Origin of the sequence: Alienimonas sp. DA493 (assembly GCF_043951915.1) — a bacterium.
GTDB lineage: Bacteria > Planctomycetota > Planctomycetia > Planctomycetales > Planctomycetaceae > Alienimonas.
In genome coordinates this window covers 1-12,030 of sequence record NZ_JBINJD010000153.1, presented here as the reverse complement: position 1 = coordinate 12,030, position 12,030 = coordinate 1, and the positions used below count along the sequence as shown (strand labels likewise).

13 protein-coding genes are annotated in these 12,030 nt (G+C 72.9%); 6 read left to right on the top strand and 7 right to left on the bottom strand.

The genetic code is table 11. The features are described from left to right. Positions 1-245, top strand: a 245-nt coding sequence (locus ACG2DA_RS18320) for a hypothetical protein (protein WP_395257487.1), incomplete at its 5' end; no start/stop codon positions are given. A 19-nt stretch (positions 246-264) separates the two neighbouring features. Here the strand turns inward: ACG2DA_RS18320 and ACG2DA_RS18315 are convergent. From ACG2DA_RS18315 to ACG2DA_RS18290, 6 genes are all read right to left on the bottom strand, one after another. After that, a complete protein-coding gene (locus tag ACG2DA_RS18315) occupies positions 265-1,668 on the bottom strand; it encodes a phage portal protein (protein ID WP_395257485.1) in 1,404 nt (467 codons plus the stop codon). A 142-nt stretch (positions 1,669-1,810) separates the two neighbouring features. Continuing rightward, on the bottom strand, positions 1,811-3,358 hold the full coding sequence (locus tag ACG2DA_RS18310) for a terminase large subunit domain-containing protein (RefSeq protein WP_395257483.1): 1,548 nt from the start codon (positions 3,356-3,358) through the stop codon (positions 1,811-1,813). Beyond that, positions 3,351-3,773 (bottom strand): hypothetical protein, encoded by a 423-nt coding sequence (locus tag ACG2DA_RS18305; protein ID WP_395257481.1) that lies wholly within the window; start codon positions 3,771-3,773, stop codon positions 3,351-3,353. The genes ACG2DA_RS18310 and ACG2DA_RS18305 overlap by 8 nt, the downstream gene beginning before the upstream one ends. Then, the gene (locus tag ACG2DA_RS18300; RefSeq protein ID WP_395257479.1) at positions 3,766-5,172 is read right to left on the bottom strand and encodes a hypothetical protein; all 1,407 of its coding nucleotides are present in this window, start codon (positions 5,170-5,172) and stop codon (positions 3,766-3,768) included. The genes ACG2DA_RS18305 and ACG2DA_RS18300 overlap by 8 nt, the downstream gene beginning before the upstream one ends. Positions 5,173-5,259: 87 nt before the next feature. Beyond that, a complete protein-coding gene (locus ACG2DA_RS18295; RefSeq protein WP_395257477.1) occupies positions 5,260-5,892 on the bottom strand; it encodes a hypothetical protein in 633 nt (210 codons plus the stop codon). A 52-nt stretch (positions 5,893-5,944) separates the two neighbouring features. Further along, entirely contained in the window at positions 5,945-6,262 is a 318-nt protein-coding gene (locus tag ACG2DA_RS18290; RefSeq protein WP_395257475.1) for a hypothetical protein, read from the bottom strand. Positions 6,263-6,500: 238 nt separating this feature from the next. On the opposite strand from ACG2DA_RS18290, the gene ACG2DA_RS18285 reads away from it, so the two are divergent. The 4 genes from ACG2DA_RS18285 (at position 6,501) to ACG2DA_RS18270 (ending at position 10,318) form a co-directional block, all read left to right on the top strand. Next, complete coding sequence (locus tag ACG2DA_RS18285; protein WP_395257473.1) at positions 6,501-7,670, top strand: ThiF family adenylyltransferase; 1,170 nt, start codon at positions 6,501-6,503, stop codon at positions 7,668-7,670. A gap of 98 nt (positions 7,671-7,768) precedes the next feature. Next, entirely contained in the window at positions 7,769-8,542 is a 774-nt protein-coding gene (locus ACG2DA_RS18280; RefSeq protein WP_395257471.1) for a hypothetical protein, read from the top strand. Between the two features lie 109 nt (positions 8,543-8,651). After that, the gene (locus ACG2DA_RS18275) at positions 8,652-9,551 is read left to right on the top strand and encodes a hypothetical protein (RefSeq protein WP_395257469.1); all 900 of its coding nucleotides are present in this window, start codon (positions 8,652-8,654) and stop codon (positions 9,549-9,551) included. Beyond that, a complete protein-coding gene (locus ACG2DA_RS18270; protein WP_395257467.1) occupies positions 9,548-10,318 on the top strand; it encodes a hypothetical protein in 771 nt (256 codons plus the stop codon). The genes ACG2DA_RS18275 and ACG2DA_RS18270 overlap by 4 nt, the downstream gene beginning before the upstream one ends. Before the next feature lie 73 nt (positions 10,319-10,391). Here the strand turns inward: ACG2DA_RS18270 and ACG2DA_RS18265 are convergent, their stop codons facing one another. Continuing rightward, entirely contained in the window at positions 10,392-10,775 is a 384-nt protein-coding gene (locus ACG2DA_RS18265; protein WP_395257465.1) for a Rieske (2Fe-2S) protein, read from the bottom strand. 84 nt (positions 10,776-10,859) lie between these two features. Here ACG2DA_RS18265 and ACG2DA_RS18260 point away from each other — a divergent pair, with 84 nt between their 5' ends. Then, complete coding sequence (locus ACG2DA_RS18260) at positions 10,860-12,002, top strand: glycosyltransferase family 4 protein (RefSeq protein WP_395257463.1); 1,143 nt, start codon at positions 10,860-10,862, stop codon at positions 12,000-12,002. Positions 12,003-12,030 lie beyond the last annotated feature (28 nt).

The window sequence follows — 12,030 nt, the reverse complement described above, 5'->3', positions numbered from 1 at the left end:
GGCCGCACCCACCTTGGCTCGAGGTCGAAGCGACGCTCGACGCCGGGGAGGTCCGGCCGGGGATGTTCCTGCACATTCCGATGAACTGTCTGCTCAACCTGACGGTCTCGATCGCCGCGGTCGAACCCGCCGGAGCCCGACTGCGGCTCGAATTGGACTGCGACGACGAACTCGATGCCGACCTCGTCGCCGGCTTCAACTTTGAGGGGGAGACCCTGTGGGTCCTCGAGATCGAGGAGCGGTGAGCCCGCCGGACGCACCGCCTCACTCGCCGGTCTCCGCCCCGATTTCCCGCCGCATCCGTTGCGGGTCGACGCCCTCCCGCCGGGCCAGCTCCGCCCGGCTCAGCACGCCGGCCCGGACCAGCCGCACGTCGGCGGTGCGTTCGGCCGGGCGATCCCGGTGGGCCAGATCGGCGAAGGTGAACTCCGGCGCCAACCCGGCGACGGCCGCCTCGCTCACCACGCCCCGGGCGACCGCGTCGCGGGCCAGCAGCGCCCACAACCGGGCCAGGGCGGCGGCGAAGAAGCGTTGCTCCGCGGCGAACCGCTTCACCGCCGGGCCCTCCGCCGCCATCGTGCTGGCGTAGTTCGCGTTGCTGGCGTCGGCGGTCAGCATGAACTCCGGCAACCCCACCCCCGCCGCCGCCCCCAGCAGCAGCGCCCGGCCGATCCGGCTGGCCTCCGCGAAACTGGTTTTCGGGGCGAGGAACTCCAAGTTGGTGGTGTCCGGCGTGGTCAGGATCGAACCGGGGGCGAACACCCCCCGGTCCGCCCGCGCCCCGGCCAGGTCGCCCGCCGTCCCGTCCGTGTCGCCGTAGGCGCTCACGTTCCCCTGCACCTTCCGCCACAGCACCACCGAGGCCTGCACCCGCCGGGCCGTCAGTTCGGTTTCCAGCCATTCGGCGTGCCGCGTCAGCGGGGCGATCAGCGGGGCCAGCACGCTCACCCCGCGGACCTCCGCGTCGTCCGCCCCGGCCTTCACGTGCAGAACTTCCGCGGCGGGGATCGTCTCCACGTGCTCCCCGTTCGTCGGGTCGATCCGCAGGTACGCCACCGGCGTGACGGCGTCCGCCGGGTCCGTCAGCACGCCCAGCGACTCCGGACGCTCCCGCGTCGGGCCGATCTCCTCCGGATCGAGGAACCGCGCCGCCGGCACGTCGCCGGCCCGGGGAAAGAAGCGGACGAAGCACTCTCCGTCCCGCCAGGTGCGAACGGCCAGTTCGTTCAGCGTGACGTGCGGCCCGTTCGCCTCCCAGAAGCGGCTCCACACCGCCCGCAACTCGGTGTCTCCCGCGGGGGAGTCAGTGTCTCCCGGGTTGACTCCCGAAGCCGCGGGCCGGCGAGCGTGGGACAGCGTCGCCCCGGGGCCGACGACGTACGCCTCCAGCACCCGCAGGGCGTTCTTGGCGTAGGGGTTCTCCGCGGCGAGCTCCCGGGCGGCGGTGCGGATCTCCGCGGCGGACCGCCGTCCCGGCGCGCTGCGGGAGGCGCCGCCCGTTCCCACCTCCGCCCAGCCGGCGTCCGCGGTCGGGGCGGCGTCGTTCAGCGAGTAAGCGGACGGTCGGCCGGCGCCTTCCAGCAGGGCCACGGCCCGTTCCCGGGCGAGTCGATCCCCCTTCGCTTTGAGGGCCGCGGCGGCGAGGGTGTCTTTAAACAGGGTGAACATGAAGTTTGGAGAGTGAGGGGTGTTGAGTGAGGAGTGAGGGGCGACCAACCCGAAGCGTCGGCGAGGGGCGCGGCGCAGCCGCGGGAGAAAGAGGCCGGACGGCGTCCGACGCCCTCGCTCACGCTTCGGGTTGGTGCGGAGGTCAAAACGCGGGGGAGGAGACGAGCAGCGGCTCCGGCCCCGCCGGGCGGTCGTCGGCCAGCGCCCACACGGCGAGGCTCAGGGCGAAGGCCCGGTCGTCGTGGCCGCCGGAGGGATGATCGAACCGCACCCGCCCGCCGGGCCGCTCGACCAGTTCCAACGCCCGCAGCTCGGCGGCGAGATCGTCCGTTGTCTCCGATGTGTCTCCCGAATGACTCTCGACCGCGCCGACGCCTGGCCGGAAGGCGAGGCGGCCGCCGTACACCGCCGTCCGCAGGGCCCGGGCGAGTTCGTCGTTCCCCCGGCCGGCGGCGAAGGCGAAGCGTTCGATGCGCACCCGCCCGGTCAGCCGCTGGGCCAGCCCGGCGAGCTGGTACTCGTCCGCCACGACCCGCAGGCCGGGGTACTTCGCGGCGACCTCCGTGAGCCAATTCTCCACCCACGCGACCGGCACCGGCCGGTCCGGGGCGGGGGCGGCGACGTCCAACCGGTCGACGACGATCCGCCCGCTCCGCGGACAGCGATGCGCCACGCAGCAGGCGGTTCGATCGCGTTTCTCGCCGTAGTCCACCCCCGCGGCGTACCGCACGCCGGGCCGACCGACGGGGGGGATTTCCAGCGTCGCGTCCTCGCAGGCGGCGACCTCCGCGGGGGTGAAGAACGCCGCCGCGGAGTTCGCCTGCCACTCGTTCAGCCACAGCCGCGCGAACACCGGCTCGGGCAGCAGGGCCCGCTGCTCCGCCAGCGCCGCGGGCGTCACCCAGGGGGCGCACGGCCCGGGCAACCGGCGGAACAGCCAATCCGGCCGCGTTCGCGCCGCCTCCCGGGCCGTCCACCGCCAGTCACGGCCCCAGCCGGCGTTCGTGAGGACAATCAGGAGACAACCAGGAGTCTTCGCCGCGCTGCTCAGCAGCGAGTGCCACAACCCGGCGTCGGACCAGTGGCAGAGTTCGTCGCAGATCACGAAGTCCGGCGTCAGCCCGTAGCTGCTGCCCACGTCCCCGCTGATCACGTCCAGCCGGGCGCCGGTTGCCGGGTGGGTGATGCGATGGGCGCCGACTTTCAGCTCGCCCAACAGTTGCGGGTTCGCCCGCACCAGAGCCGCCAGCGCCGACCGGACCAGCCCCGCCTGATCTTGATCGGCCGCCGCGACGACCCCGCGGATCGGCCGTCGGGCGAACCGCAGCGCCCAGGCGAGCATCACGGCGGTGTCCGCCGTTTTACTATGCCCCCGCGGCCGCTCCAGCCACGCCCGGCCGAGCGGCGTCTCCGGCGAGATATAGCCGTCCGCGAGCGGCCGACCGGCGACGCGGAGCCAGGCGGGGTCCAGGGCGGCGAAGTCCGCCCGCTGCCACGGCAGCATCGATTCGCCCAGCGGCGGCCCGCCGGCGTTCAACACCAGCTCCGCCCGAAACGCCCGCGGGTCCGCCGCGGCCGCTTTTAAGGTCTCCGCCGCCCGCCGCGCCCGCCGCCGGGCCAGCTCCCGGCGGAGTTGGGACTTCGTATAGACGTACCGCCGCCGGGGCGGCCGGGCGATGAGGTCAGACATCGGACCGATCCCCCGGCCAGTCTTTGAGCAGGTCCGCCAGTTCCTCTTCGGCCGTGTCCCGGGCGGGGCGTTCCAGTTCGCACGTCTCCTCGTCCGCCGGAACCGCCGGCGGGGGCGGGCGGAATTTGAGATACAGACTGCGATCGGCCGACGCTCCGGACAACGCTTTTTGATAGGTGATCGCCAGCACGTTGAGGCTGCGCATCACGTCCAGGCGGCCGATCTGCACGGCGAGTTCGGCGTCTTCGGCGAGGGCCGCGAAGAATTGCAGCGGGTCCACGCCGGCGTCGGTGCAGGCCTTCTGCGGGGCGGCGCCGGCGGTCAGCGCCCGCACCACCGCGGCCCGCTGCTCCGCCGTCAGCGGGACCGGCGTGAACGGGTCCGGTTCGTGCGGGTCGGGGAGTTCTTCAGTCATCGCACGCCTCCCGTTCACGGCGGTTCGCCTCCAGCACGGCGGGGGCGGAGCGGTTGTCGCGAATGAAATACGCCGGCGCCGCATAACGACTCTTGGCGTGCGAGGCGGCCGAGAGCACGCCCTTTTTCTTTCCCCGCCCGCCGGCGCCGTAAATGGCGCTGTGCTGACGCAGGTCGTTCGGCTTCGTTCCCTGTTTCGTCGCGGGCTCGACCGGCACCTTGACGAACCCGGCCCGCTCCAGGAACGGGTGCGTCTGGCCTAATTGGGTGAGGGACTCCACCCACGGAAACGGGCAGGCGTCGCAGGCGGCGGCGACGAACGGGGCCGCCAACGAGCACCCCCGATACGTCGGGTGCAACACCACCCGGGCGAGCGTCACCAGCTGCGCGTTCATCGCCTTAATGCCCGCGGAGGTCCACCGCGAGCCGGCGCCGAAGTACCGGTTCCGCCCCCGCAGCGACAGCGGCGGCGAGCAGAACAGGGCGATCCCCACCGGCTCCGTCCGCTTTAGACTCCCGTGTGACTCATCTATGACCTCCTTTTGACTCCCGTGCCACAGCATCACGCCGTAGCGGACGATGCCGACGGTGTGGGCGCGGTAGTGCCAGTCGGCGAACGCCGGCCAGTCGCCGCGGGAGGCGGTCGTGAGGAACAGATCCCCGGCGAAGGAGATGCGGCCGTCGAGGTCGTCGTCAGCGAACAGCGGCCCCAGCAGAGTGCGACCGGCGAGGGGGTCGGCTTCGTCCGTCTCGAGCGCCGCGTCGGAGCGCGGCGGGCCGGCGGAGCGGCAGCGGACGGCGTGGTGCGGGGCGAGGTCGGCGGAGAGGTCCTCATGCGTGGTCGCCAGCAGGAAGCCGACCCCGGTCGCCGCGCACAAGCGGCGGACGTTGTGGGCCACCGCGGCGGCCAGCGTGCGGTCCAGCACGGCGGCGAACTCGTCGCAGACGACCGCCCCCGGCGCCTCGCCGAGGCGGGCCCGACAGACGGCGAGGGCGAGGCGGAAGCGGAAGCGTTGGCCCTCGCTCAGCTCTGCCGGCGTGCGGGGCAGCAGGCGGGGCTCGGCCAGTCCGCACTTGGACAGCAGGGCGCAGGCGGCGTCGAAGCCGATCGGCAACGCATCCGCCAGCGGGCGGTCCGGCAGGGCGAGGTCGTCGGCCCGCACGACCGCGGCGCCGTCCGCTTCGAGGCGGTCGGCGGCGGCCCGCAGCAGGGTGCTCTTGCCGGACCCGCTGGGGCCGGTGAACAACGTGATCCGGCCGGGGCCGGCGGACACGGGCAGCTCCTCGGCGATCGTGAGGCGGTCGGCCGGGTCGACGTCCAGCCCGAACGACGCCGCGACTCGGGCAGTGTTCAGGCTGCGTCGGCGGGGCCGCAGGGGGTGGGAAACGGAAAGGTGCATGGCGTGCGGTAGGGGTGAGGAGGGAGGGGGAATGAGGGAGGAGGCGAGCGGCGGGCGTCCGCCCGCCGAGCCTGCGAGAAGCCCGGTTCAATCCGGCGCCCCGGTGACGTGCACCGTCAGGTCGTGATTGCCGACGAGCGCGTCGAGGTCCGGCCGCACCGCGGCCCAGCGGTCCGGCGGGACCTCCAGCGCCACGGCGACCGGCCGCGGGGCCGCCTCGTGCCAGGAGTCAGTCGAAGTCGGCTCGGAGTCAGGCGAGAGACATCCGCTCGGACCGGCCGGCGTCATCAGCAGGGCGTCGAGTTGGTCCGGGTCGAAGCCGGTGAGGGCGGCGTCGAAGTCGGCGTCCGGCTTCAGGGCTTCGGCGGAGAGCTCGCCCAGCAGGTCGACCAGCTTGGCGCCGTCCCAGGACCCGCCGACGTCGGCGTTGTTGAGGGCGACGCAGAGGGCCTTCTCCTCCGCGTCCGGCAGGTCGACGACGACGCAGGGGGCCGTGTCGGGGCCGCCGTTCGCGGCGGCGTCGTGCTTCAGGACTTCCAACCGCTGATGACCGCCGACGAGCAGACCGCTGCGGCGGTTATAAACGAGCGGCTGCACGAGCCCGAAGGCCCGCACGCTGGCGCTCAGCTTGCGCCACCCGGCGTCGCCGGGTTTCAACGCCACCCGCGGATTGTGCGGGGCGGGCGTGAGGGCGGAGAGGGGGAGGTGTTCGAGACGCATGAGGATGTGGGTTGGCGGATTTCAGATTTGGGATGGAAAATTGGGCGTGGACTTACGCCTGCGCGTCGCATCCCCCGTCCGACATCCCACGTCCCTCATCTGTCTCCTCGTCCCAGTCCGGGCGGAAGCGGGTTTTGAGGGAGCGGCGGGTGGCGTCGACGCCGCGGTTCACCTGACGGCGGGTCAGGCCGAAGGCCAACGCGACCCGTTCCGGCGGCCAGCCGAGGCCCTCGGTGAGGGTCAGCATCGCCAGGCTCTTCCAGCGCCGGCGGTCCTCGGCGGCGTACTCGGCCCGCACGCAGTTCCAGAACTGCTCAGGGTCGCGGCGGGGCAGCAAGGTCTTCGTCCCGCGGGACGTGATCACGGACATGGGAAATCGCTTTCGAATACGGGATCTGCGAGGGTGTTAGTGTCATCGTGTACACTAATCCGTTCGGCGGCGATTGTGGGCTCTCGGCGGGCGATCGGGAAGACGGCTCCGGCCGATCGCTGGTCGAACGGGGCAAATGTTTGAAAATGGCCCGATCGCCCCGTCCGGCCGGATTTCCGCCCTTCCCGTCCCGGACCCGACGAACCGCCTCGCTTGCCGAAAAAACGCCGTTTCGCTGATGACCGTTCCCCCCGACCCCGCCGCCGCGTCGCTCGATCCGGAGGCGGAACGCGCGATCCTGGCCGGGCGCTACCGCAAGCAGGCCCGGTTCGGCCCGCTGGGGGCGGCCGGTCAGGCCCGGCTGGCGGCGGGGCGGGTGTTGATTGTCGGCTGCGGCGCGACGGGCTCCGTATTGGCCGAAACGCTGGTGCGGGCCGGCGTGGGGTTGAACGCGGCCGGCGGCTGGGTGCGGTGGGTCGATCGGGACTTCGTGGAGCGGTCCAACCTGGCCCGGCAGACGCTTTATACGGAAGCCGACGCCGCGGCCCGCACGCCGAAGGCGATCGCCGCGGCGGAGCGGCTGGCGAGGATTAATTCCGAGGCCGCCCTCGATCCGCGGGTGGAGGACGCGACGGCGGACAATATCGAACGGCTGGCCGAGGGGGCGACGTTATTGCTGGACGGCAGCGACAATTTCGAAGCCCGCTACCTGCTCAACGACCTCTCGTTAGAAACCGGCGTGCCGTGGGTGTATTGCGGGGCGGTGGGCGGCGGGGGGCGGGCGATGCCGGCGCTGCCGGGGCGGACGGCCTGCCTGCGCTGCGTGCTGCCGGACCCGCCCCCGCCGGGGGAGACGGACACCTGCGACACCGCCGGGGTGATCCTGCCGGCGGTCAATATTGCCGCGAGCTTCGCCGCCGGGTTCGCGTTGAAGATCCTCGGGGGATTGAAGGAGGGCGGCGCCGGGTTCGTCGACGACCCGCACCTGTTAATGATCGACGCCTGGGGCGGGACGGTGCGGAAGGTGGGGACGCGGGCGCTGTTCGAAAGCGGCGAGTGCCCGGCGTGCGGCGGCGGGCGACCCGGATTTGAAGGCGAACGCCTGTGGCTGCGGGGCGGGCGAGGGTCCGGCAGCGCCACGCTGTGCGGCCGGGGCGGGGTGCAACTCGCGGCCCCGCCGGGCGGGGCGCGGATTGATTTGGACGCCCTCGCGGCCCGCTGGCGGCGGGCGGCGGGCGAGGAGGCGGTGCGGGCGAACCGCTTTCTCGCGGCGGTCGAAACGCCCCCGCTGGAGGCCGACGGCCCCCCCGGCGAGGTCACGATCTTCGCCGACGGCCGCGTGATCGTCACCGGCACCACCGACCCCGCCCGCGCCCGCCAGGCGGCGAGCGAGTGGGCGGGGGGGTGAGATCGGATGGCAGATGGGGGAAGGCGGATGGCGGATGGCGCTACGCTGGCGGGTTCCTTCCGCCTTCCGCCCTCACCCTTCCGCCTTTAGTCCCCCCGATGCCGCCCGAGTTCCCCGCGCCGGCCCGGACGCCGGTGGTGTCGTACTTGGCGCTGCGGCGGGCGGTGGGGGTGACGGGGCTGGCGTTCCCGGTCGTTTTATTGTTCGGCGGGTGGATGGTCGGGGTGCCGGTGCAGGACGATATCAGCAGTTATTATCACACCCCGCTGCGGGACGTGTTCGTGGGCACGCTGTGCGGGGCGGCGGCGTTCTTATTCTGCTATCAGGGCGAGGGGCGGGCGGAGAACTGGACGGCGAACGTGGGCTGCGTCGCGGCGCTGGGGGCCGCGTTCTTCCCAATCGACGCCGACAGCGCCCCGCCCTACACCCGCACCGTGCCGGGACTCATTCATTCGCTCTCCGGCGGGTTGTTCTTCCTCACGCTGGGCTGTTATTCGCTGGTGCACTTCCCCCGCGGCGGCGAGGAGGACGGGGAGGAAGAGGGCGGCGAATCGGTCCGGACGACCGCCGGCCACGGGAAAGGCTGGTGGCGGAACGTGGTGTATCGAGTCAGCGGGGTCGTGATTTTATTGGCGACGCCGGCGATGGGCGCCTATTTATTTCTGTTCCCGGACGCGTGGCGGGAGGTCTGCGACCGGTGGAACGCGCTGTTCTGGCTGGAGGGGATCGCGGCGTGGGCCTTCGCGGCGGCGTGGCTGACGAAGGGCCGGGCGATCGGGGCGGAGCTGGCCCTGGACCTGCTGGCGTTGGCGGAGGGCCGCCTGCCGGGACCGCTCCGCCCCCCGGACGCCCCCGGCCGACCCCGCCGCTGAGCCGGCGGCCGCCTCCCCCGCGGGCGCCGCGGGCGTCGGCGGCGTTGCTGATTCGTCGCGGCGGCTTCACAATCCCCCGTCCCCGCCGCCTCTTTCCGCAACGCCCCCGATGGCCGACGATCCCTGGGCCGACGATCCCCACGACCCGAACGAGTACGGCGGGGACGCCCCCAACCCGGAAGACGGCCCCCACGCCGACCTGGGCACCTACGCCTCCGACCGGGAGGTCGAGGCGCCCGACCCGCAGAAGGGGATGGGCACGGGCGTTAAGGTGCTCGTGGGGCTGCTGATCGGCGGCGGCCTGCTGATCGGGCTGTGCTGCTGCGGGGGCTTCTGGGAGATCAGCGCCAGCGGCCTGACGCCCGACGACACCCCCGCCGGCGTACGGGCCAAAACGGACGAGATCCTCACGATCGACATCCCGGACGACTTCACCCCGCAGGTCAGCATGGGCGGGGCGATCCCGTTCATGCGGTGGTTCGCCGACTTCCGCATGGAACTCGCCGCCTATCAGACCCCCGGTGGCGGCCAGCTGATGCTCATGAAACTCCGCATCCCCGAGGGCGGCGGCGATCAGGCGCAGATGGAAGCCCAGTTGCGCCAGGGCATGAACCAGGACGGCAACAACAACGGCGTGCGGGTGGACGTGACGAGCACGGAGACCCGCACCCTCGTCACCGCCGACGGCCGCTCGATCGACTGGCAGTTCAGCGAGGGGACCGGCCGCAACCAGCAGGGCGCGGACCTCGGCGCCTTCCGCGAGGTGAAGGGCACGTTCACCGACGGCACGGACGTCTATATCCTGAACCTCACCATCGCCGAGGACGAGTACGACGAGGCCGAGATCGTCTCGATGCTGGAAAGCATCGAACTGGTCGACCCGCAAACCGAGCCCGTCCCGCCCGGCAACGAAGACGTGATGGAGGAGGCCGAGGTCGGCACGGCCGAGGTCGACGCCGAAGCCGCCGACGCGGACGCCGTCGAGGCCGCCGACGAGCCGGTCGAGTGACCGACGCCGACCCCGCCGACGTGGAAGGGGCGCCCGCGGACGCCGAACCGCCCGCGGCCCGCACGCCGGACGCGGCGCTGGCGGCGTCGGACCCGGACGCGACGGCCGACGCCACGACGCGGACGTTCGCCTGGCTGTTCGGGGCGGCGGGGCTGTGCGTGCTGATCTGTTGCGGCGGCGGGCTGAGTTGGGCGAACGGCGTCGAGAAGACGGACGATCCGCAGCGCGTCCGCGAGGTCGCCGCCGCCCTGTTCGTCGCGGAGGTCCCGGAGCGGTTCGAGCCGGCCCAGGCCCTCGGCGTGCCGCCGCCGCCGGTCGTGGGGTGGTTCAGCGAGGGGCGGACCGACCTGGTGGACTACGCGACCGCGGGCGGCGGGCGGCTGATCCTCTCCCGCCGCACCCACGACGACGCCGACCCCGCCGCCGCCGTGGCCGCGGCCGCCGCGGACTTCGGCGGCGCCGCGGGGGGCGAGGCGGAGGTCCGCACCGTCGTGACGCAGGACGGCCGGGAGTATCCGGTCGCCTTCGGTTCGACCGCCGCCGTGACCGACGACGGCGACCTCCGCCCCGGCGACCCGGCCGCGGCCGCCGAACCCGGAGCGCCCGCCGGCCCGGTGCGGCGGGCGTTCGGCATGTTCCGCGAGGGCACGTCCAGCTACGTCGTCCAACTCACCCTGCCGGAGAGCGAATACGACGAGGCGGAGGTGACCGCGTTCCTGCAGTCCCTCAGCCCGGCGGACGACGGCGAGTCGCAAGACCTGCGTTAGCCGCGACCGGAGGGAGCGCACGGGAGTCGCCGGGAGCGCTCCCTCCGATCGCAGCGAAGGCGCCTCAAGTCGCTCAGTCCGGGACGTGCACCAGGACGCGGCCGGCTTCGACCTTCACCGGGTAGGTTTCCACCCGCACCTTGCCCTTGGGGGCGTCGCACCACTGGCCGGTGCGGCAGTCGAACCGCCAGGCGTGCAGCGGACAGACGACCGTCGCCCCGCCGGCGTCCGGTTCGCCGTCCGCCCCGCAGCCGCCGGGCTCCAGGTGACCGTCCGACAGCGGGGCCCCGGCGTGGGGGCAGCTGTCCTCCATCGCCGTGAACGTCCCGCCGACCGCGTCGCCGTCGGGGCCGGGCAGGTGGGCCACGGCGACGAACACGCCGTTCACCTCAAAGGCGCGGAGTTCGTTCGGCGGGATCTCCTCGACGGAGCAGACGTCTTCGTAACGGAGGGGCAAGGGGCGAGGCGTAAGGCGTAAGGGACGGGACAAGTCGCATAGTATCCCCTCGTTCCTTACGCCTCACGCCCTACGCCTTTCCCCTTGGCGAAGCCGACCGTCGCCGTCGCTTTCGAGTACCCCTCGCTGCACGGGGGGGAACGCTCGTTTCTGGCGGTCTGCGAGCGGTTGCGGGACCGGTTCGCCCTCGTCGCCCTCGCCCCGCCGGACGAACCGCTGGCGGGGGCGCTGGCCGCCGCGGGGCTGCCGCAGGTCGGCTGCGACGTGAAGGACCCGCCGGCGTTGCGGGCGGCCTTGGAACGGGTTCAGGCCCTGACAGGAAGCCCGCCGGCCCTGCTGCACGGCAACAGCTTGAGCGTCGGCCGGGCGCTGGGGCGGCTGCAAGACGACGCCGCGGACCCGCTGCCGTGCCCCGTGACGGCCCATCTGCGGGACATTCTGAACCTGTCAAAGCGGGCGACGCGCGATCTGGGCCGGTGCGACGCGCTGGTGGCCGTCAGCGCCGCGACCCGCGACCACCACGTCGCCCGCGGCCTGCCGGCGGAGCGGGTGACGGTGGTGCACAACGGCCTCGACCCGGCGGCGTTTTTGGCGGGCGTGGAGCGGGAGGCGGCCCGCCGTTCGGTGCGGGAGGAACTGGGCGCACCCGCGGACGCCCCGCTGGTCCTCACCGTCGGTCAGATTGGTCTGCGGAAGGGCTGGGACGTGCTGGCCGAGGCCGCGGGGCGGGTTCGAGCCGAGCCGGCGCCGCACTTCCTGGCGGTCGGCGAACGTTGGAGCCGGAAGGCGGAGAGCGTGCGGTTCGAAGCGGACGTCTTCGCCGCGCTGGCGGCGCACGCCCCCGGCCGGACGCATCGGCTGGGCACTCGGAACGACGTGCCGCGGTTGCTCGCGGCGGCGGACCTGCTGGTGCACCCGGCCCGTCAGGAGCCGTTCGGGCGGGTGTTGCTGGAAGCGGCCGCGGCGGGAACGCCGATCGTCGCCACGGCCGTCGGCGGCACGCGGGAGATGCTGAGCGACGCCTGCGCCGCCGTGCCCCCGGACGACCCGCCGGCGCTGGCCGCGACGGTCGACCGTCTGCTGGGCGACGCGGGGGAGCGCTCCCGCCTCGCCGCCGCGGCCCGCCGGCGGACGGAGCGATTCACCGTGGACCGCAGCGCCGCAGGATTGGCGGTGGTGTGGGACGGCGTGTTGACTCGGGCAATGCGTGCGGGCGCCGTCCCGTAGGGTCCGCTCTGCGGACCGTTCTTCATCG

What these genes read in the sequence shown, in the direction of transcription:
- ACG2DA_RS18315 (WP_395257485.1), bottom strand. Translation starts at nt 1,668, where the DNA reads ATGTTCACCCTGTTTAAAGACACCCTCGCCGCCGCGGCCCTCAAAGCG.
- ACG2DA_RS18310 (WP_395257483.1), bottom strand. Translation starts at nt 3,358, where the DNA reads ATGTCTGACCTCATCGCCCGGCCGCCCCGGCGGCGGTACGTCTATACG.
- ACG2DA_RS18305 (WP_395257481.1), bottom strand. Translation starts at nt 3,773, where the DNA reads ATGACTGAAGAACTCCCCGACCCGCACGAACCGGACCCGTTCACGCCG.
- ACG2DA_RS18300 (WP_395257479.1), bottom strand. Translation starts at nt 5,172, where the DNA reads ATGCACCTTTCCGTTTCCCACCCCCTGCGGCCCCGCCGACGCAGCCTG.
- ACG2DA_RS18295 (WP_395257477.1), bottom strand. Translation starts at nt 5,892, where the DNA reads ATGCGTCTCGAACACCTCCCCCTCTCCGCCCTCACGCCCGCCCCGCAC.
- ACG2DA_RS18290 (WP_395257475.1), bottom strand. Translation starts at nt 6,262, where the DNA reads ATGTCCGTGATCACGTCCCGCGGGACGAAGACCTTGCTGCCCCGCCGC.
- ACG2DA_RS18285 (WP_395257473.1), top strand. Translation starts at nt 6,501, where the DNA reads ATGACCGTTCCCCCCGACCCCGCCGCCGCGTCGCTCGATCCGGAGGCG.
- ACG2DA_RS18280 (WP_395257471.1), top strand. Translation starts at nt 7,769, where the DNA reads ATGCCGCCCGAGTTCCCCGCGCCGGCCCGGACGCCGGTGGTGTCGTAC.
- ACG2DA_RS18275 (WP_395257469.1), top strand. Translation starts at nt 8,652, where the DNA reads ATGGCCGACGATCCCTGGGCCGACGATCCCCACGACCCGAACGAGTAC.